Origin of the sequence: Pseudoalteromonas sp. SR45-4 (assembly GCF_014163535.1) — a bacterium.
Lineage (GTDB): Bacteria > Pseudomonadota > Gammaproteobacteria > Enterobacterales > Alteromonadaceae > Pseudoalteromonas > Pseudoalteromonas nigrifaciens.
The window spans coordinates 1-20608 of the sequence record NZ_JACJDO010000043.1; the positions used below are offsets into that span (position 1 = coordinate 1).

General features: G+C 37.9%; 16 protein-coding genes and 3 pseudogenes. 13 read left to right on the top strand and 6 right to left on the bottom strand.

All coding sequences use genetic code 11. The features are described from left to right. Positions 1 to 113 precede the first annotated feature (113 nt). The 6 genes and pseudogenes from H5058_RS15265 to H5058_RS15290 all read left to right on the top strand — a co-directional run bounded on the left by H5058_RS15265 (position 114) and on the right by H5058_RS15290 (position 6662). On the top strand, positions 114 to 1106 hold the full coding sequence (locus H5058_RS15265; RefSeq protein WP_182678899.1) for an AraC family transcriptional regulator: 993 nt from the start codon (positions 114 to 116) through the stop codon (positions 1104 to 1106). Positions 1107 to 1429: 323 nt separating this feature from the next. Beyond that, positions 1430 to 1753, top strand: a complete 324-nt coding sequence (locus tag H5058_RS15270) for a hypothetical protein (protein ID WP_011329889.1) — start codon at positions 1430 to 1432, stop codon at positions 1751 to 1753. Between the two features lie 477 nt (positions 1754 to 2230). Next, the gene (locus H5058_RS15275; RefSeq protein WP_089369174.1) at positions 2231 to 3235 is read left to right on the top strand and encodes a Gfo/Idh/MocA family protein; all 1005 of its coding nucleotides are present in this window, start codon (positions 2231 to 2233) and stop codon (positions 3233 to 3235) included. 243 nt (positions 3236 to 3478) lie between these two features. Next, positions 3479 to 4339 carry a DMT family transporter gene (locus H5058_RS15280; RefSeq protein ID WP_089369173.1) on the top strand — a complete coding sequence of 287 codons (861 nt, stop codon included), beginning with the start codon at positions 3479 to 3481 and terminating at the stop codon, positions 4337 to 4339. Positions 4340 to 4634: 295 nt separating this feature from the next. Next, positions 4635 to 4994, top strand: a pseudogene (locus H5058_RS15285) (TonB-dependent receptor); the annotation flags it as partial. Positions 4995 to 5076: 82 nt separating this feature from the next. After that, positions 5077 to 6662 (top strand): annotated as a pseudogene (locus H5058_RS15290) (tetratricopeptide repeat-containing sulfotransferase family protein). Positions 6663 to 6824: 162 nt separating this feature from the next. Here the strand turns inward: H5058_RS15290 and H5058_RS15295 are convergent. Further along, positions 6825 to 7682 (bottom strand): PA4780 family RIO1-like protein kinase, encoded by an 858-nt coding sequence (locus tag H5058_RS15295; protein WP_041454909.1) that lies wholly within the window; start codon positions 7680 to 7682, stop codon positions 6825 to 6827. A gap of 394 nt (positions 7683 to 8076) precedes the next feature. Beyond that, positions 8077 to 10056, bottom strand: coding sequence for a ligand-gated channel protein (locus H5058_RS15300; protein WP_182678901.1), 1980 nt, complete (start codon positions 10054 to 10056; stop codon positions 8077 to 8079). Positions 10057 to 10177: 121 nt separating this feature from the next. Between H5058_RS15300 and H5058_RS15305 the strand changes: the two genes are divergently transcribed. Both H5058_RS15305 and H5058_RS15310 read left to right on the top strand, forming a co-directional pair. Beyond that, complete coding sequence (locus tag H5058_RS15305) at positions 10178 to 11080, top strand: LysR family transcriptional regulator (protein WP_182678903.1); 903 nt, start codon at positions 10178 to 10180, stop codon at positions 11078 to 11080. A gap of 276 nt (positions 11081 to 11356) precedes the next feature. Continuing rightward, positions 11357 to 13534, top strand: coding sequence for an EAL domain-containing protein (locus H5058_RS15310; RefSeq protein ID WP_182678905.1), 2178 nt, complete (start codon positions 11357 to 11359; stop codon positions 13532 to 13534). 228 nt (positions 13535 to 13762) lie between these two features. Here the strand turns inward: H5058_RS15310 and H5058_RS15315 are convergent, their stop codons facing one another. Next, entirely contained in the window at positions 13763 to 14011 is a 249-nt protein-coding gene (locus H5058_RS15315) for a DUF4282 domain-containing protein (protein ID WP_011329879.1), read from the bottom strand. A gap of 160 nt (positions 14012 to 14171) precedes the next feature. Then, a complete protein-coding gene (locus tag H5058_RS15320) occupies positions 14172 to 14354 on the bottom strand; it encodes a hypothetical protein (RefSeq protein ID WP_011329878.1) in 183 nt (60 codons plus the stop codon). Positions 14355 to 14442: 88 nt separating this feature from the next. On the opposite strand from H5058_RS15320, the gene H5058_RS15325 reads away from it, so the two are divergent. From H5058_RS15325 to H5058_RS15345, 5 genes are read left to right on the top strand one after another with little or no spacing between them, the layout of a single operon-like run. Next, a complete protein-coding gene (locus H5058_RS15325; RefSeq protein WP_011329877.1) occupies positions 14443 to 15513 on the top strand; it encodes a CsgG/HfaB family protein in 1071 nt (356 codons plus the stop codon). A 42-nt stretch (positions 15514 to 15555) separates the two neighbouring features. Next, on the top strand, positions 15556 to 16389 hold the full coding sequence (locus H5058_RS15330) for a TonB-dependent receptor (RefSeq protein ID WP_259398642.1): 834 nt from the start codon (positions 15556 to 15558) through the stop codon (positions 16387 to 16389). A gap of 20 nt (positions 16390 to 16409) precedes the next feature. After that, positions 16410 to 17198 (top strand): ETEC_3214 domain-containing protein, encoded by a 789-nt coding sequence (locus H5058_RS15335; protein WP_182678908.1) that lies wholly within the window; start codon positions 16410 to 16412, stop codon positions 17196 to 17198. Between the two features lie 8 nt (positions 17199 to 17206). Continuing rightward, positions 17207 to 18481, top strand: a complete 1275-nt coding sequence (locus tag H5058_RS15340; protein ID WP_182678910.1) for a transglycosylase SLT domain-containing protein — start codon at positions 17207 to 17209, stop codon at positions 18479 to 18481. Beyond that, a complete protein-coding gene (locus tag H5058_RS15345; protein ID WP_011329873.1) occupies positions 18471 to 19034 on the top strand; it encodes a hypothetical protein in 564 nt (187 codons plus the stop codon). The genes H5058_RS15340 and H5058_RS15345 overlap by 11 nt, the downstream gene beginning before the upstream one ends. Before the next feature lie 53 nt (positions 19035 to 19087). Here H5058_RS15345 and H5058_RS15350 read toward each other — a convergent pair whose 3' ends face one another. Next, positions 19088 to 19705: a LysE family translocator gene (locus tag H5058_RS15350; RefSeq protein WP_182678912.1), complete on the bottom strand. Its 618-nt coding sequence runs from the start codon at positions 19703 to 19705 to the stop codon at positions 19088 to 19090. A 443-nt stretch (positions 19706 to 20148) separates the two neighbouring features. Next, positions 20149 to 20379: pseudogene (locus H5058_RS15355) on the bottom strand (alpha/beta hydrolase family protein); the annotation flags it as partial. Positions 20380 to 20608 lie beyond the last annotated feature (229 nt).

Here is a 20608-nt window from a genome sequence, read left to right on the forward strand (position 1 = left end):
GTGGTACAACAGTCGTCGCTTACATTCGTACTTAAATTATCAAAGCCCAAATGACTTTGAAGAACGAACCGAAACATTAGATATGGTTTCTTAACTAGGGTGACTGAATTTAGTTGACCACGTCAGCCACTTCTTTACAAGGTATCGATACGCTAATTTTAGAATTTGGCGCAAATGTAGCTGCCATTATGCAAGCGTGTAATATTAACGTTGATTTTACTCAGCTCGAAAACCAATATGTAAGCTATCGTTGCTATGCAGCATTATTAGAATACTGCGCACAACAATTTAATTGCCCCAGCTTTGGCTTAAAGCTCGCCAGCCGACAAAGTTTTGATATTTTGGGTTATATTTCTATTGCCGCTAAAAGCGGTACCTATTTAAGTGATGCACTCGATTGGGTGGTTAAATACTTACATTTGCACAGCCCTGCTCTTCGGCTTACGGCTCATCCATTAGAGGACGATAAAAGCTTATTTTTATCGTTCGAAATTAACCTCAACCCGCTACCTAACATTAACCAAGTTACCGAACTAACGATTGGCTTAGCAATGGGAGCGATTAAAAAGCTTAGCAATAACCAATGCAAACCTATCACGGTTTTTTTACCACAAAAGCTCACCACCAGTAAGTATGCTTATAACAGCTATTTTGACTGTAAAGTAATAGAGCACCGTAACAGCGCGGGTATTGTGATTGCGAAACAAGACTTAAGCATAGCACTTGAACAAGGGGAGCTGACAAACGTAGAGGCTGCACGAAACTTTTTAGCTAAAAATAGTCAATACAACAGCCCATTACCCATTCAAGTAAGCGCGTTAATGCGCCCCATGCTGCCTATTTATCAGTGCTCTAATCACACGATTGCTGCGGCGCTTAATATGCATCCACGTACTTTGCATCGCAAACTAGCTAAGCATAATACCAGCTTTGTAAAACTCAAAGATACCACGCGCCGTGCACTTGCACAGCACTACCTAACACAAGGGCAACTTACTATATCAACCATATCAGAATTATTGGGTTATCAAGAGCAAGCCACATTAAGCACCAGTGTTAAACGCTGGTTTGGCTGTTCTCCTCGCGTAATGCGCAGTAAAAAATGATCTGCTAATTCATTTTAGTTTCCCTTTATTTTCTCTATCCCTAATCTAATTTATTAGCACTAATTACAGATGATTTTATTTGTTTAAAAGCACTCTGAATTAACTTCTTCTAAGTTCATTTTTTATCTATAAAAACAATTAGTTATTGATATTTATTATATTGCATTTATAATACAGATATTGTTATGCTATAGATGGCTAAAGCAGTAACTTATCAATACTCCTATCATATGCTGTCCATACATCAATACAGCCTCTAATATCAACATTCATCCTAATGTCGATTTAGTAGTATATTATCCATAATGTCATAAAGGACGACTATGAAACTTTATAAGTTCCCCTTAGCTGCAGGGCTTTTGTTTTCAGCACTTGCAAATGCTGGAGATCTACCATCTCCAATTAAAAATGTAGATGTTTATCATACTGACTCTAACTATCTCTCAATTCAAAATCTATCTATTGATACTGTTAAAATTGATATTTATGGTGAAATATTTACAGTGCTTCCAGCTTCTGGTGTTTCGTTTGAGTGTAACTCTTATTACAGCTTGGAATTATTATTTAAAAATAATGTTCATGATTTTTTTGAAGTTCCTTGTCAAAGCCGTGTCGTAATTAACGAACGTTACCAAAACAAATACTAACGGAGTATCAAAGTGAAAAAGTATATATTATTAGCACTTACATTAACTCTTGTTGGTTGTGGCTCAAATTCAGATGGGTCAAGTAAGTCAACTTACTCTTCTTGTAAGATAACTCAATCCAACGCAATACTTGCCTCAAATAGAGATAATGACTTAAAGCAATGCTGGAACGCCTCTGGTAACGGTTATGAAAGCCAAGGTGATGCACTACAATGGTGCGAAAAGACAGTGAATAACTACCTTTCTAATAAGTATCTAGTTACTCATAGTGTTACTTACGCTGTTGAATCAACATACTGTCCTAAATAGTTTGATTAGTTAAAAGGTTTTACCTACCTACTTTAATATGATGGTTTAACCTTTTTATTACTTTTTCCCTCTGTGGTTTTATACTTACTTTCTCTCCTCGCGATATGCACACTAAAAAATGATAAGCTTTACTTTTCCTCTACTTTTTATTGTTTTTTAGGAATATCCATGAATTTTGTTATTGTCGGTACTAATTTTATTAGCGATACCTTATTAAAAGCAGCCAACACCTTAATCGATTTTAATTTATATGGTGTGTGCTCGCGCGCAACAACGAGCGGCGAAGCCTTTTTAGCTAAACACCCAAAAAATACTCAAGCAAAAATATTTACCTCAATAGAGCAAGTTTGTCAAGACGAGCACGTAGATGCCGTTTATATTGCCGCACCAAATAGCTTACATCAGTTATATGCAGTGCAATGCTTAGCAGCAGGTAAACATGTACTGGGAGAAAAACCAGCAGCGGCCAATAGTGCCGAACTAGCCGCTATTATAGCAACCGCTAAAAAGCATCAATGCTTATACATGGAAGCCATGATGACCACGCATTTACCCAACTTTGCACTGTTGCAACAGGCCATGCTAAAAATTGGTACACCGCGTAAGTTTATTGGACAATATAGTCAATATTCGTCGCGCTACGATAAATATAAAAATGGCGAGCGCCCAAATACCTTTTTACCTCAATTTGCTAATGGTGCTTTGGTTGATTTAGGCATTTATCCACTGTATTTATTAATAGCACTGTGGGGCGCACCAAATAGTGTACACGCAAGTGGTGTACTCCTTGATACAGGTGTAGATGGCGCAGGCGATGTACTCTTAAATTATCACGATAAACAAGCGGTGATCAGCTACTCAAAAATATCGCAAGGCGATAATATTACCGAAATACAAGGCGAACTTGGCCGCATTCGGATTGAAGCAGTGTCGCAACTCAAAAAAGTAGAGTTTATTGCTAACAACGGTGAACGTGAACTACTTTCGCAGCCTTTTGACGAGCATTTTATGAAATATGAAGTTGATCATTTTATGCAAATGGTGACACAAAAAGCGCCGCAATCGGATATTAATACACACCAGCTTAGTGTTGAAGTAATGCATGTACTTGATACTGCTCGCGCACAATTAGGTGTTGTATACCCAAACGATAAAGCGTTTGAGACAAATTAAACCTTTGCTATAGTGCCTATTAGCCGCTTTATAATATGAGTGTTAGTTTAATAGCTAACGCTCATACGTTTTTAACTACTTTTAGCTTGTGAAGCAACGAGCTTAACAGTCGCAACAACATATGTTTTCTTTAACAATAACAAAGCGTAAGTTGCTTAATATGTTGTTTATCGAATAAGTTTACCTCGAGTATCAAAAACAGGTAGAATGCGCCAAATTTAATAGTGATATACAAGGAAAATAATGCATTCATCTACGAAAGAACTCTTACTCGCTGTTTTTTGTATATTGCTCGCTATGGTAACTATCCAATCTGGTGCGTCGCTTGCCAAGCAACTCTTCCCTATTGTAGGCCCTGAGGGGACTACTGCACTGCGTTTAGGTTTTTCTGCCACTATTTTATGCCTGATTTTTAAACCGTGGAAACACTTACCTGCCGCAGGCCAACGATTTCCTATTTTAATTTACGGCCTGAGCCTCGGCGGTATGAACATTTTGTTTTATTACGCCATAGAGCGTATTCCACTGGGTATTGGCGTTGCACTTGAATTTACCGGCCCATTAGCAGTTGCATTATTTTCATCGCGCCGTAAGCGTGATCTATTTTGGGTAGGCTGTGCTATTGCGGGCATTTTATTATTACTGCCTGATATGAAAGGCCAAGAAAGCCTAGATCCGGTTGGCGTTATATTGGCGCTTGCCGCTGGTGCATGTTGGGCAGGTTATATTCTTTTTGGTAAAAAAACCGGTAATCAAGGCTCTGGTGGTGCAACTGTGGCTATGGGTATGACTATTTCGGCCATTGTACTTGTGCCCTATGGCGGAATTTTGCAAGCCTCTTCATTCAGTTGGGATATTATTCCATTAGGTATTGCTATTGCAGTACTCTCAAGCGCCCTGCCGTATACCCTAGAAATGATCACTTTGCGTAATATGTCGTCGCAAGGCTTTAGCATTATGATGAGCCTTGAACCCGCAATTGCAGCATTAGCCGGATTACTCATATTAGGCGAACTATTGTCTATTTGGCAGTGGCTGGCAATATTACTGGTAATTATTGCCTCTGTTGGCAGTTCAACTTCAAAACCACAAAGCAGCAGTTAAACTATCCTCATTAAGCGATTAGGGCGTATTAATCTTAGGGATTAAAATTTGTTCAATTTAGAGGCAATTTAATCCCGGCGCGAAGTTTGTTATCTAATGGGCTCAATAACTGCCCCAGCTTTATTTTACTGGCTTACATCCATGCAGGAAAAGTTACTTCCCCCTAGATAGAAGCCTTCGGGCAGCACATGTTTGGCATTTATGCGTCGTTATCGCCTGCTTCTGGGGAATAACCACATTACATAGGCTCTGCCTAGCCTAAAAACCAAACGCACTGCTGTAAATTCAACCTCAAGAGCATCAGTTTTCATTAGGTATTAATTACCAAACTGACGTGTTTAACGACAAAACATTAGATATAAACTACGGCTTAACTGCGCAAAGCGACGTTATTTCCAAAGTTGGTTTACGTGATAGTGGTGAAGTACTACCAGGTTACAGCTTAAGTAATATTTCTGCTAAGTTAACAGCAGATGCGTGGTCAACTACATTATATGTTGATAATATGTTTAATAAATATGCTGTTACATCGGTGCGTCGCTCAGATGCCGATATTACAAGTGCTAATGGCGCAGAAATACAACGCAACTATGGCCATTACATTAACCGCCCTCTTACGGTAGGCATTAAATTTAACTACAAGTTTGAAATATAATTTAAATTACATTTAAACTGTACTTAATCTATGTCATAAAGGCTCAAATTTATTTGAGCCTTTTTATTTATACGAGCTAACTATGCCCCCTAGCCTAAAACAGTTACATCAAAGCGCCATAAATTACTTAAACCAAGGTGATGTGCAACAAGCACATAAAACTTTAGTTGAACTTGTTACCCAAAAACCAGACTTTGCAGACGGCTATTTTTTACTAGCTATGGTAAACCTACAAGTGGGGCAAATTTACAAAGCCATTCAGCTGATTGAAAAAGCGCAAGGTTTGCAAGAAAGTGTTGAATACACAGCGCAACTGGCAAAATGTTACGCACTTACAGGACAACTACAAAAAGCCAAAACAACCGCATTAAGTGTTGCACTTAGCAAAATAACCAAAGCGCTGGATGCAGACACTTTAGGCGTTGCACTCACACAAGCGGGTTTACACGAACAAGCGATAAATTACTTTGAATACGCGTTAACACTGGCAAATAATAAACAAACTCCGCAAGCACAGTTCTTTTATAACTTTGGTGTTTGCGCTAAGTTTTTAGGCCTTTTTGAGCAAGCTCAAAATGCGTTTGAAAATGCTATTACTCTAAAACCATTACACCACCAAAGCCACTTTGCATTGAGCGATTTAACTAAGGCAAGTACGCAAGCTAACCATATTGAACGCTTAAAAACGGTTGCTGAACAGGTTACTCACCCCGATGCAAAACTACATATTGGCCATGCTCTAGCAAAAGAATATCAAGATATTGGCGCATTTTCGGATGCCTTTTTAGCACTGCAACAAGGTAAAGCCGATAAACTTAAAAAAAGACCATTTGATAATGAGGGCTCAGCGGCTTTATTTGCACATATTAAAAAATTAAGCCTTGAGCATAACGAGCCAAACGCCTCAGGTAACCCAAGCAACGAGCCTATTTTTGTTTTAGGTATGCCGCGCTCTGGCACCACCTTAGTAGAGCGTATTTTATCAAGCCACAGCGACGTGCAATCAGCAGGGGAGCTGCAAGACTTTGGCTTGTGTGTTAAAAAAATAAGCAAAACCACCTCGCCGCACGTGCTTGATAACCAAACCTTGAGTAGCGCCTATCAAATTAACTTTGAGCAACTTGGCACTCATTACTTAAATGCTACCCGTGTAGTTACAGGCAATAGTAAACACTTTATTGATAAACTCCCCTTTAACTTTTTTATATTGATTTAATAACTAAAGCATTACCTAATGCAAAAATAATTTGCCTGCTACGCGATCCAATGGACACCTGTATAGGTAACTATCGCCAACTATTTAGTATTAATAACCCTTATTACGCTTATTCGTTAGACTTACTTGATACCGCTAAATTTTATAACCGTTTTTATAAACTAATGCAGCATTTTCAAAGTTTGCATAAAAATACAATAAAATTAGTTCAGTACGAGGAATTAGTAGCGCAGCCCGAAGTGCAAATTAAAGATTTAGTTAAGTTTTGTGATTTAGCGTGGCAACCGCAGTGTATTGATTTTCATTTAAATACAGCGCCGGTTTCTACCGCCAGTAAAGTGCAGGTTCGTCAACCGCTCAACAACAAAGCTATTGGCCGCTGGCGTGCATTTAAACCACATACAAATGAAATGCAGCAGTACTTTAAAGCGCAGGGAATAGGAGTGAAATAACAGCTAAATTACTCAAGGTGAAAGAGAAAGCGTTAAAACAAAAAACATTTGCTTTATACGGGCTCAGGCCGCGATTAAGTTAACCTTTGTTTTATTGAATTTAACTGCAACGGCTTGATGTCTAGCTACTACACGCTAGACATCAGCTTAATTTAATTAAGTTTAAGCATCTTCGTCAACGTCTCGAATACGATCTAAGCGCTCCAGCTCTTCTTCACGAGCGGCTTCAATTTCTTCAAGTATTGCATCAACATCTGCGGCTTCACTGTTATCTTCAAATTCACCTGTTAAAGTGGAGTTAGCCGTTAAGTTAGCCTCAGAAAACAATGCCCACATTTCTTTGGCGTATTGAGTTTGCAATAAAGCTGGGGCATATTCGCCGTAATAACGGCGCATATTATTAACATCGCGAGCAAACATTGCTTCGGCGCTATTATTCGCTGCAGCATTAACCGCTTGCGGTAAGTCAATAATTACCGGGCCTTTGCTGTCAACCAACACATTAAATTCTGATAAGTCGCCGTGGATGATACCCGCACACAACATTAATTTAATGTAATGCATCATTAAGCTATGCTGCCTAATCGCCTCTTCTTCACTAAGGGCTACATTACCTAACTGCGGGGCAACATCGCCGCTGTCATCGCACACAAGCTCCATTAGCAACACACCATCAATACAGCCGTAGGTGTCGGGTACACGTACACCGGCACTCGCTAAACGTGATAGCGCATCAACTTCGGCATTTTGCCAAATTTCTTCTTCTAATTGGCGACCATAACTTGAGCGTTTACCCATAGCACGCGCTTGGCGCCCACCACGAACTTTACGGCCTTCTTGATATTGTGCGGCTTTTTTAAAACTACGTTTACTGGCTTCTTTATAAACTTTAGCGCAGCGAATATGATCGCCACACTGCACTACAAAAACATCGGCTTCTTTACCGCTCATAAGCCTGCTGAGTACGTCATCAATTAAACCATCATCAACTAGCGGTTGTAGGCGTTTAGGAATTTTCACAGATTTTCTGCTAAATAAAAGGCGCTAATAACGTTTATTTTATTAACTTGGTTATGGTTGTCTAGGTGGTTCAAACGAGGTGTTACCTTTGCGGATTAAGTGCGATTATAGAGTAGTAGCAAGCAGTAATAACATTTAAGTGTAAACTAAGCAGCTACATATATGTGGCTAGAATAAGCGACTCAAGCGTAAAAGCCAACCGCATTTTATAATATTTCAGCTTTTTTAAACAAACTTTAATACTGGCTGCATTTACTGCAGTGAACTACCCATCGACGCCACTCCGTGTCGATCAATGGGTTTTCTCGGAAAATTTCGATAAATAATGGCTATTTAGTATATAGCCATTATTTATTTTTTTAAAAAGAAGTCATTAAATAGCTAATTAAAGCACTTAAAACTGCCATGCTAAAGAAGCCCAATAACGACGTCCGTCTTCTACATAACCATACTCTACTTCGCTAATTTCTTTATCAAATAAGTTATAAACCCCCACGCCTAATTTAATGTTGTTACTTAATTGATAGTTTGCACCTAAATCTGCTGTGGTATAGCTTGGAGCAATTAAGCTACTTTGCGATGGCCCAGTTGTAGGTTGGCTTTCTTCCCCGCGATAGTGCATACGTGCCCATGCACTAAATGCATCGCTTAAAACCCAATTAACAGAGGTTTGCAGTAAGTGTGTTGGTAACTGATTTAATGGGCTTCCTGCATAAGTGCCCGTTTTTTGCTCCGATTCGGTGTAAGTATAATTAGCGCTTGCACTTACTTTACTGCTTAGTTTAAGCGATGCTGATAGCTCAAACCCTTGTGTTACTGCTTCATCAACATTTACGTAGGTTGTTGGGTCTGAACCAAATTCATTTGCACCGTCGGTGCATTGAGTTAATGGGCAAGCTATACGTGATATTTTATCGTCAAACTGATTATAGAAAACAGTGGCCGAGGTACTGAACTTTTCACCTTTATCGTAATAAACACCTACTTCATAATTTATTGATTTTTCAGGCGCCAAATTCGCATTACCATATATATTACCGCCGCGACTAACCTGCCCCCATTCTGGAGTAGTTGCTCGTAAACTAGGTGCTTTAAAACCGGTAGATATACCTCCTTTAACGGTTAAATTATCGCTCGCATTAAGCACACCATATAAACGTGGGCTAATATGGCCGCCAAAGTTACCATCATGGTCGTATCGAATACCGCCGGTTAATGCAAATAACTCGCTGGTTCGCCATTCATCTTCGCTAAATATAGACCATTGCTCGTTATCTATTTGCGATACATCACTTAATTTGTTGCTGGTATGATCGGTTAAATCTTCTTTTTTATAGGAAGCGCCCAATGTCGCATTATGCTCACTCGCAAGCGGAATACTCCACATCGTTTGTGCATCAGTATTTTTAATAAGCATTTCGCGTGATTTATTATTGTATTCATCGTACTTTATATAGCTATTAGAACTACCAAAGTCATAATAACCATTATGGCTTACCGAGATGGTTTTTTGCTCGTATTGTGTAGTTGTTGATTCAGGGCAACCACGGCGGCCACACTTTTCCCCTGGAGCAAGTGGCGCAATTGTTTTACCCACAGTCGCATCTAACGTTTGTTCAGCACGACCAAGCTCTAATGTAACCGCGTGATTTTTATTAGGTGTTACTATAAACTTAGCTTTAAGATTATTTTGTTCTTTGCCTCTAAAACCAGCTACTAGGTCATCTTCATCGCGTTTTGTAAATTGCCCGTATAGCTGCACTCCAAGTAGTTCATCAACTAATGAGCCCGCTGTAAAAAAGTTAGCTTGGTTAATGTTCCCAGACTCATTACTTTGTTGAATAGTACTATCTAAACGCACCTCGCCGTACCACTGCTCAGGTGTTTTACGAGTAATGATATTGATTACCCCGCCTATCGCATCAGAGCCATATAAAGATGACATTGGACCGCGAATAACTTCTATACGTTCAATGGCCCCAATAGGCGGTGTCCATGCCCCCTCAACGCCTGGGCCGTCGCTGTTTGGCCGTGTTTCGCGCGATGTTTGTCGTTGGCCATCTATTAATATTAATGTATAGCCATTAGCCATGCCACGTAAGCTAATATCTTTTCTGTCGCCACCGCCAGTGACTATAACGCCGGGCACGTCTGTCATAGCGTCGGTTAAATCACGGTAAAAACGACTCGCTAACTCTTCTCTATCAATCACACTAATAGATGCAGGAGCATTTTTAATTAGCTGCTCATACCCTGATGCAGTGACCACCATCACTTCCATATCATCGTTTGTTTTATTTGCTTGCGCATAATTTGTAAAGGTAAATAAAATTGCGGCACTTAAAGGCAATAATTGTCGACTTGCGGTGTTCATATTTGTTTCCCGTGTTAGAATCACTTAATTGATAATGATTAGCATTTGCGATGTTAGTGGTAAGTGCATTGCCGAGCAATATAAGTATGCTAATAATTAAATTAAGGAAAACTTAATTACTATGAATATCAAGTTAACACGCTCGTTAACTATGTTTGTGCGCATAGTAGAAACAAACAGTATGAGCTTAGCTGCTAAACAATTAGGCATGACTACTTCTGCTGTAAGTCAGCAAATTAAAACATTAGAACAAGAGGTTGGGTTAAACTTATTCAATCGTAGTCCACGATCATTAAGCTTAACTGAAGCGGGTGATATTTATTATCAAAGCTGTAAAAAGCTGCTGCAAACAGCAGAGCAGACTAAACAAAAACTACAGTATTTAACCGGTATACCAAGTGGCAAACTTAAATTAGTTGCCCCTGTTGGCTTTGGCGCTGGGTTACTTTCTGAACCATTAAAACGCTTAATAGAGCTACACCCAAAATTAAACATAGAACTACTTTTGACAGATGAACCTGTTGATATGCTTAAAGAAGGAGCCGACTTAGCATTGTGTATTGGCCCACTTAACGACTCAAATTTAATAGCCCGAAAATTAGCCCAATGGCCTTATGCTCTTTGTGTTAATGCGACGCACCCTTTAGCAAAAAATGATCAATGTATTGAACAATTAAACCAGCACGCTCATATAGCTCACAGCCATTTAAACTATCAATTATTTAAGCCAAACAGCGCACCATACACACTTAATGCTCCGCGTATAAAAGTAAATAATATGCAATCAGTTATTCAATTAGTATGCGATGGATTAGGTTATGCAATGCTACCAGAGCCAGAAGTGCGCGAACGCATTAAAAACAAAGAGTTAAAGCAACTTCATAAAGACTGGCAACGTTCAAACTACACTGTGTATGCAGTAACGCCAAAACGAGATTTTATTGCTGCAAAGACTTATGCGTTACTCGATATTTTAAAAAAGCACTTCGCTGAAGTCACCTTAGGCACTAAGCACCACTTATAACAATGAGCATTGTTGTTATATATAACAAATGATAACAACCAGTTAAAAATAAAAACGAAAAGAGTTTAAATTTTATTCGACTCTAGTATTGAGTTAAATTAGATAATGTTTACAATATCAATAAGGTGCTGCTTAATTAATATAAAATAAATTTTTAGTTTTTATTAACGCTATGCGCTCAGACACATTAACTATTATTTAGGAACTTTTCTGAGTGACTCCAGCACAACATTCAGCATTATTTGCAGCCCAACAACAGATTATAGAGCAATCGCATTGGGTGTAGATATACACCTGTGTCTGCATAATATCTGCGAGCAAATTGAAGCAATAATTGACTCTAAAAATGCTAAAAGCTCGATTTTAACTCTAGAGGGCAACCAACTTCGCCACGGTGCTGCGCCTAAACTTCCCCCTGAATATTGCCAAGCAATAGACGGTGTTACAATTGGAGATAATGTAGGCTCATGTGGCACTGCAGTGTACACAGAGCAACAAGTTATTGTTAGTAACATAGCTACTAGCCCACTTTGGGCTAATTATAAAACTATTGCATTAGCACATGGTTTGCAAGCGTGTTGGTCTACTCCTATTTTTTCCTCAGACAACAAAGTGCTCGGTAGTTTTGCCGTTTATTACACCCATCCAAACGCACCAACCGCATTAGATTTAAAGCTTATTGAACGCTTTACTCATTTATCGGGCCTAGCAATAGAAAAAGCGCGCTCTGTCGCAAGAGAAAAAGCACTTAGTTTAGAGCTACAACGTTCTAACGATAAATTAAAAGCATTTATTGAGGTGATCCCCGATTTAGGAATCATTTTTGATGAACAAGCGCAGTATATTGAAAGTTATGGTGCTAGCAACGAGTTGCAATGTAATAGCTTAAGTAATGAGCAACGCATAAGCTCGCTACCATTAGGTGATCCTAATAAAGTAATCTCTATCATTACTAAAACACTGAAAACAGAGCAAGTACAACTGTACGAGTACGAACTTAATTGTATGGGTAACCGACATATTTTTGAAGCTAGAACGTCAATTATTAATAACTACCTACTTGATGAGCCAAATAAAAAACATGTTTTATGGATGATACGCGACATTACCGAGCGTAAACTTGCTGAAGAGCAAGTTAAAAAGTTGGTGTTTTACGACCCATTAACCACATTGCCTAATCGCCGCATGCTAACCGACACGCTTGAATTGATGATCAGCGAATCTAAAAAGCAGCTTTCATTTGGCACTCTATTATTTTTAGATTTAAATGACTTTAAGCGCATTAATGATTCATTAGGCCATGTTATCGGTGACGAGGTTTTACTAGAAGTTGCTATGCGGTTAAAAACCGTTATTAAAAAAGCAGGTATTATTGCGCGAATTGGTGGCGATGAATTTGTAATTTTACCTAAGCACCTAAGTAGTAATAAAAACAATGCACAAAGCCAGGCAATAGTGTGTGCCAAGCAAATACTCGACTGCTTCAAAAACCCATTTAAAATAAACAACTGTAGTTATAAAATTACCGCCAGTATTGGCATTAGTTTTATTGAAGGCCCAGACACAACAAGCAACGATGTACTAAAGCGGGCCGATACAGCTATGTATAGCGCCAAAAAATTTGGCGGCCATCGTTTTGCGTTTTACGCTCCGGCACTGCAACACGAATTAGACTTACGTTTACAGCTAGAAAGCGACATTATAACTGCAATAAAAGAAAAGCAGTTTGCGGCTTACTTTCAGCCGCAACTTGATTGCCAAGGTAATATTATAGCCGCGGAGGCATTAATTCGCTGGATACACCCTATAAAAGGCATTATATCACCCTACTACTTTATTCCTGTTGCGGAACAATCTGGTCTGATTGATCAATTGCAAAGCAGTGTACTGTTTGACGCCTTCATGTTAATTAAAACGCTAGAGCAAACACAGCAACTTCATGATTCATTTTGTGTTGCTATTAATATTAGCGCCTGCCAATTTATAACACATTCCTTATACAACAATATTGTTAGTATTGTAGATGCGTTTGGTATATCTCCTACAAGATTTAAACTGGAGATAACCGAAAGCATTTTACTGGATGACATGGCTGAAAATATTGCACAAATGCAGCAGCTCAAAGCTAAAGGGTTTAGGTTTTCGATTGATGATTTTGGCACTGGTTATTCATCGTTAGCCTATATACACACTTACCCCGTTGATGAGCTAAAAATAGATAAAAGCTTTATTGATAAAATACATGAAGGTAAAAGAGGGTCTGCCATTGTAAGTACTATAATCTCACTTGCGCACAACCTTGGCTTTAATGTTATTGCCGAAGGCGTTGAAACCGCAGAGCAAGCTAAAACACTCGCACAACTTAATATTACCGGTATGCAAGGCTATTATATGGCTTATCCTATGCCCGCAGCTGAGTTTATTTCTTGGTTAAAACAACAACGTAACAGTTAGTAACAGCAAAGAATAAGAAGCGCAGCGCCCCCCTAACCTCTTTATAAATAATTTACTTAAAACTATGTTTGCAAATGCATTTTAGGCTTTTTGAACCTCAAAGTGGTTAAAGTGAACTACCCATCGACGCCACTTCGTGTCGAACAATGGGTTTTCTCGGAGTTTTTTGGATAAAATAACGTGTCTGGTTTTATTTCTAACTGAAACTTACTGTGACACGTTAAAGTTTTATTCTGATTTATTAGCTATTTTTTGTAAATTCTCGTGAATTTTGAATAAAACGATAAGTAGTTCACACCAAATTCTAGCGCCAATTACACCACCAACAATAATACCAAGCCCAGCCCAAAAACCACCACCGTACTGCACAAACATAGTGGTTACACCAGAAATTACAGCACCTAGTAACATTAACCAATATACAAAAGTAATGATTTTAGGTGTCAGCATAGATTCAAAGAAAAAAATATCTTTCATTTTTTAGTCCTTTTTAAAATAGTCAGTAAATTTTTATTTCACAAAAAATGAGCGCTTACTAGCCCTCATAGTTATTATCTAGCTAGCCTTAATAAAGCTAACTGGCTGTATATTTAATTAAAGCTAATTACGCTATTAAATTAAAAATTAGGTGTCGCAGTTACTTATTTAAATTATCGAGTTCTTTTTCTAAGTCTTTCATTGCTTTTTGCGCTTTGAACTCTTCGTAAAGCGCTTCGCGTGAACCGGGATCTAAACGTTTACCTGATTTAGCCACTAGGTTATTAAAGGTATCTTGTGTGTTATTAGTGCTAAAGAATAAGTAAAAAGCATGAAATTCCATAGGTTTTACTTATATTTAATTGACTCATTTAATAACAGCTGTTAAAAATAAGCAACAAATATGAATATAAACTTAATAGGGATATTTAATGAAAAAAGGAATTCAGTTTGCTGTAATTTCTAGCATTTTGTTATCTGGTTGTGCTTTAGATAGTAAAATTAACGGCATGATTGGTGGCTTAAATAATCTACTAACAACAGCAAAACTACCTGTAACCTACATGCGCCCAGCTAATCAAGATAACACCGATAAAATAAAACGTATTGCTGTTATTACCGATAGAAGCTCTTCAAATGCAGTGAACTTAATTGAAAGTAACCTTTCAGCTATTCGCGTTAATGACAAGCCATACTTTACTTTTGTTGATCAAGCAGCGCTTGATAAAGTAATTGCTCAACAGCGCTTTAATGAAGGTGACCTAACAAACTCAAATAATCGTACTCGATTAGGTAAACTTACTGGCGCAGACACTTTAGTAACCGCTCTGTATGGTTCTGATGTTGAAACATCAACCTATTACGAAGAGCGTAGTGAATGTGTTGAAAAAGGTGACAAATGGTATAAATGCAAACGCTCTCGTGATGTTAAAGTTCGATGCTCTGAAAAACTAGCTAAAGTAATACTAGAGCCAAAAGCAATATCTGTTGAATCTGGTGAAATCATTTTCACAAAACGATACAGCCAACAGGTAAGCAGTAAAGTTTGCGAAGGTGATGATCCTCACAATTCTGATAGTGCGCTATTAGGGCAAGCAGTTTCTCAGATATCAGAAGAACTAATTCAAGATGTTGCCCCGCATAGCGTTACAAAATTAGTTGAATTAATGGAATCGGATGATTCTGACATGTCCGACGATGCTGAAAAAATGCTGGATATGGGAATAGAGTTTGCTGAAAAAGATATGCCAGATAACGCCTGTAAGATGTTTAGTAGAGCTCAAAGTATTTATTCTGAATCACTAGCAATTAATTATAATAATGCTGTTTGTGCAGAAAGAGCAGCGGACCTAGAGCTAGCCCTTGCATATTATCAAAAGTCTCATAATCTAACTATGGATGTTGATGAGCTAAAGTATATTATTGAAGGTGAGCAGCGTTTGTTAGATCGTAACAAACATAATGCTAAACTAGCTCAAAATAATAACCACAATCGTTTATAAAACAAACTTTGCCCAGCAAATGCTGGGCTATTTGGTTGAAACATGAATAAGAAATTACTTCTTTTTATATCTATGCTTTTATTTTCTTTCACAGTAGAGGCACAAACACACTCTAATTGCAGCTGTGCCCATTACTACCCAACACAAGCTCAAACCCCTGATTGGATAGGCATAGATAAAGTAACCGACACCCTCTATGTTAGCTCCGGCTCTTCTCAATGCTCTGGACTAAAGTCAATTGACGAACGCCGTTCTGCACTTGAAGCTCGAAAAGCACTCACAAAGCTTCTTAAAACTGAAATAGAAATTAAAGAGGAAAATAAACTCTTCTCTTCTAATTCCATAAGTAACTTACAGTTTAATTCTACAGCTAAAATAACAAGCGACCAGCTGCTAAAAAACGCTAAAATATTCGAACGATGGGTAGATAAAAATAACTGCGTGGTTTATGCAGGAGTAACAATAAACCATACAGATATACAAAAAGCGCAAGCACAAAAAAAGCAAGAGGCACAGTCAAAACTGTCCGCTAAGAATAACTGCATAAAAAGTACTGGCTCGCAAGCAGATGAAGTTAAAAGCTTATTAACCGCTAAGTTTATTCAAAATGGCTTTAATATCACAGACTCAGCCTGCGACGTTTATTACCATGTAAAAAACTCAATCGTTAAGAGTAGTCAAAATAAAGTTTTTACTAGGTTACAGTTAGAAATAATTACTCACACTAACAAGCGTCTTTGGCAGGATCATTATCAAGGTAAAGGTATTAGCTTTTCTAAAAGATCAACGCAGCAATTACTACTAATCGCAAATGAAGACAGCATATCACTATTAATTGAAGATATTATTAAACTAAAAGATACTCCCGTTAATTAGCGCATATTTTAAGGAATGAAATGCCCGTGGAAAATAACAGCACACCTACAGAACAAGTTACTGAAGAAAAAAAAACAACTATAAAAAAACTTAAAGAATATTTTATTTTGTTAATGGTGGCGCTTATGGGCTTAGGTAACTGGGCAGATACTAAAGCTCTATCAATAGAAGCATATAATGGATTTATTACTAACTTTACAAATAAAATTGAAGAAAAAAAGATTTCAAAGTTAGACATAGGTAACTACCTTCCATATGCGCAAAAACAAATAGGTATACCGCAAGTCATTAAAACTTCAAAAATTGATGAACGTTACGAATATCGTTATTATAAAGAAGATAAATACCTCCTAACTTTAATCAATAAAGAAACTCGCATAGTAGCTATTGTTGTCCATAGCCTGTCCTATGACAAAAGCTTAGTTGACGATTTCTCACCTAAGGTACCGTTTAGTAACTTTAAATTAAAAGAGCACAGTCTTGAACAAATAGTGCCTGATAGTAATGAATTTTTTTATGACAGTAATAACATTAAATACTACATGCAAGTAAAACAACTCAATGCCCAAGGTATGTTTCTTAACTTAACGAGTGGCTTTAGTGATTATACTGAGCTAAAGGGAAATGTTGCTGAGGATCTATTCAAATTAGATGAAGTAACTTTGATGAGTGACGAGCAAACGCTTACTTCACCTATCACCAAAAAATTAGCAACCAATAAAGCAACTTTTTACGCAATCTCAGAATTACCAAGCGAATATATTGCTGATTCACTACTTACTAAATATGAATTTAACGTTTATTTTTAAGGAACAAAATGCGACATTTTTCATTGTTTTTACCACTACTTTGTACTTTTACAGTAACAAATATAAGTGCGAACACTTTTACTGAGTTTAAAAAGCAGCAACTTTTAGAAGCAACCAGTTTCAGCAAGCAATATAAACAAGATTACGCAAATTTTAGAGAAGCTTATTTAGCTGATTACGACTCTTTTAGAGATTCATTACTTAAGCATTGGTCTGTGCCCATCCAAAGCAGCACATTAAAGCAGGTCGTTTACAGTGCAGACCTAAAAAGTCGCATAATTATTGACGAACAAAGCATGACGGTTACTGTAGAAACATTAGATTCTCACAGTACGCTTGGACAAGCAGCTGAGACATTAATAACTGATAAAAATCTAGCCTCGTCTTTAGAATTAATAAGCCCAACTAAACAAGAATTAGAAAATAGCTTAGCAATTTCAAAAAGTGAAATTAAAAGTCAAAAAGAGTTAAAGCAGAACCAAGAAACGCTAGCACAAGAAATCACTACACAGTATGAACAGTCGCTAAGCAGTGTTGATAAAAACACTCAATTAAAGCCTCAACAAGCAATACAAAGTAAACAGCAATTAGTCATAGAAAAACAGCAGCGTATTGATAAATTAAACACATCACTCAGCACCAAAGATAATGATGTGACCTATAAAAATATTACTTCTCGTACTTTTTCACTCCCTGACGAATATTTACATAAAAAAGTGAGTCCTTACTTAAACTTTTACTTACAATACGAGCAACAACAACTACCTCTGTTATTAGCAATTTCGCATGCTGAGTCATCTTTTAATCCAAATGCTAAGTCGCATATTCCCGCATTTGGGCTAATGCAAATTGTACCTAATTCAGCAGGTTTAGATGTAGCAAGAAAACACTTTAAAAAAGATATAGCGCCAACACCAGAAGAGCTTTTTGATCCTGATACCAATATCACTTATGGATCTGCTTACATTTCTATTTTAGACAAAAGTTATTTACGGAAAATAAAAGATCCAATAAGTCGTAAATATTGCGCAATTGCAGCTTACAATACTGGTGCAGGAAATGTAGCTAAAGCGTTTAATACTGATAAAAGCCGAAATATTAATCGTGCTATTTCTATTATAAACGACCTAGATAGTGAAAGTGTTTACAGTCACTTAATTGCAAACTTACCCTATGATGAAACAAAAAAATACCTTAAGAAAGTAAACAAGCTTGAACAGCAGTACCAAGCAAATATTAATCAATGGAACCTTAATAATAAGGAAATCAAACATGAAAAATAAACTTTTACCAATAGCCACTATTTTCTTTTTAAGCGCATGTGGATCAACTCAACAGCCACAATCAACCCCCTTTAGTAATGCTGATACTGTACCAAGCTGGGTTTTAATGCCAAGCGCACCTGAAGGAGGGTTAGCCTCATCTAGCTGTGTACCTTGGAGTGGTAATATGGCAGCAAGTAGAGCACAGGCCGTAGCTAGCGCACGCGCTGATTTAGCAACACAAATTAATAGCAAAGCTCAAGTTCTTGATACCTTAATAAATAAGCAAATGCAGCAGCAAGATTCTGTACAAACACAAAGTTCTTTTACACAAGTAAGCCGCCAAACAGCCGAAGAAAGCCTTGTTGGTAGTATTGCAAAAGAAGTCAGCTTTGCTCAAATAAATAACCAAAAGCAACTATGTGCATTAGTTATTATGGAAAATACTAAGCCTATTTTCGATAAGTTGATTGAAAAGTCAGGCAAAAATCTGAGCCCTAATGATGAAGATATGCTTTACCGTGAATTTAGATTGCAACAAACCACTGAAGAGTTAAATAACTTAGCAAACTAACTCCATATTAAAATGAATACTGTAGAGTAAAGTTACTCTACAGTATGTCAGCACTACCCTAAAGCCAGCCATACACCAACGGCGACCATTAAACTGCCCGCAATGCGATTCATCCACTGGATGTTATTACCGCGTGTTAAAAATAATCGTAAGCTTTTTCCACCTGTTGCATAAGCCAACATACTTAAAAATTCGGTAACCATTATTACACTTAACAACACTAATAGTTGCGGGGCTACGTCATGTTCAATGCTGATAAATGGTGGTAGTAATGAGATCATAAACGCCCAGCCTTTTGGATTGGCAATTGCAGTTACAAAGCCTTGCGTAAACAGTGACTGGCGACTTACAGCTGTGGCATTGCTGGTATTTACCGACATTTTTCCTTTAGATCGCCACATATTTATACCAATGTAAATTAAGTATGCACCGCCTACCCACTTTAAAATAGCAAACGCCTCTGGATAATAAAGCATAATACTCGCCACGCCTAGCACTGCAGCAACGGCAACACTAGCAACGCCGAGTAGCTCGCCAAGCATCATCCATAAAGTGCGCCGCACGCCAATACTCATGCCTAGCGTCATGGCTAATGTCATACACATACCTGGAGTGATCGAAACAAAAAAGAAGGTGGGAATAAATACCGCGAGTACTGTTATATCAATCATTTAAAACTCGTAATGGGTTAAAGACAAAGTTGTAATAGGTTCTAGGCGAAAGGGTAAAGGAAAAAGAGCTAAGGTGAAAGATAAATGATATGTAATATGACCATTTGTACTCGCTCACCTTGAGCCAATTTTTGGTAAGGTTACCTCCCCCTTAAACAAAGTATCAGCCCAAAATAAATTTTACCTATTAGTAAAACATCTTCCCACTTGAAAGCTCTGAACAGCAAGGCTTTCGCGTTATTTATCCTTTATTATGAAAAACAAAAAGCGTCTGAATTTGGAAATTTTATACACTCATATATGGCAAAAGTCTGAGATGATAAAGTGCAAAAATACATTTTGTTGCTCTAAAGTGCGGCGTACATACGCTCACTTTGCATTGGGAAGATGCTGTGAGATTTAGAGTGGATCTTCTTGCTCTCACAGCATAAACTCGTACTTTACTACTGGCTCGGTGTTGGCTCTGCCACTTGCTCAGTTATTACCTTTACCGGCTCGGCAGAGTCATTAAGTAAGTACTTATCTAACCACTGCTCTTGTTCCCACAACACATGCAGTAAACTTTTACGAGCACGATAGCCATGTGCTTCATGGGGTAGCATAACTAAGCGCACTTCTTTACCTAAGCCTTTTAATGCGGCGTACATACGCTCACTTTGCATTGGGAAGGTTCCGTGAAATTAAGGGGGGATCTTCTTGCTCTCACGGCATAAACTCGTACTTTACTATTGGCTCGGTGTTGGCTCAGCCACTAGCTCAGTCGTTACCTTTACCGGCTCGGCAGAGTCATTAAGTAAGTACTTATCTAACCACTGTTCTTGCTCCCACAATACATGCAGTAAACTTTTACGAGCACGATAGCCATGTGCTTCATGGGGTAGCATAACTAAGCGCACTTCTTTA

Excerpts from the sequence above, each read along its gene's own strand:
- H5058_RS15315 (WP_011329879.1), bottom strand. The coding sequence starts at position 14,011 with ATGAAAGATATTTTTTTCTTTGAATCTATGCTGACACCTAAAATCATT.
- H5058_RS15300 (WP_182678901.1), bottom strand. The coding sequence starts at position 10,056 with ATGAACACCGCAAGTCGACAATTATTGCCTTTAAGTGCCGCAATTTTA.
- H5058_RS15275 (WP_089369174.1), top strand. The coding sequence starts at position 2,231 with ATGAATTTTGTTATTGTCGGTACTAATTTTATTAGCGATACCTTATTA.
- H5058_RS15335 (WP_182678908.1), top strand. The coding sequence starts at position 16,410 with ATGCCCGTGGAAAATAACAGCACACCTACAGAACAAGTTACTGAAGAA.
- H5058_RS15305 (WP_182678903.1), top strand. The coding sequence starts at position 10,178 with ATGAATATCAAGTTAACACGCTCGTTAACTATGTTTGTGCGCATAGTA.
- H5058_RS15280 (WP_089369173.1), top strand. The coding sequence starts at position 3,479 with ATGCATTCATCTACGAAAGAACTCTTACTCGCTGTTTTTTGTATATTG.
- H5058_RS15320 (WP_011329878.1), bottom strand. The coding sequence starts at position 14,354 with ATGGAATTTCATGCTTTTTACTTATTCTTTAGCACTAATAACACACAA.
- H5058_RS15325 (WP_011329877.1), top strand. The coding sequence starts at position 14,443 with ATGAAAAAAGGAATTCAGTTTGCTGTAATTTCTAGCATTTTGTTATCT.
- H5058_RS15345 (WP_011329873.1), top strand. The coding sequence starts at position 18,471 with ATGAAAAATAAACTTTTACCAATAGCCACTATTTTCTTTTTAAGCGCA.
- H5058_RS15270 (WP_011329889.1), top strand. The coding sequence starts at position 1,430 with ATGAAACTTTATAAGTTCCCCTTAGCTGCAGGGCTTTTGTTTTCAGCA.
- H5058_RS15340 (WP_182678910.1), top strand. The coding sequence starts at position 17,207 with ATGCGACATTTTTCATTGTTTTTACCACTACTTTGTACTTTTACAGTA.
- H5058_RS15350 (WP_182678912.1), bottom strand. The coding sequence starts at position 19,705 with ATGATTGATATAACAGTACTCGCGGTATTTATTCCCACCTTCTTTTTT.
- H5058_RS15330 (WP_259398642.1), top strand. The coding sequence starts at position 15,556 with ATGAATAAGAAATTACTTCTTTTTATATCTATGCTTTTATTTTCTTTC.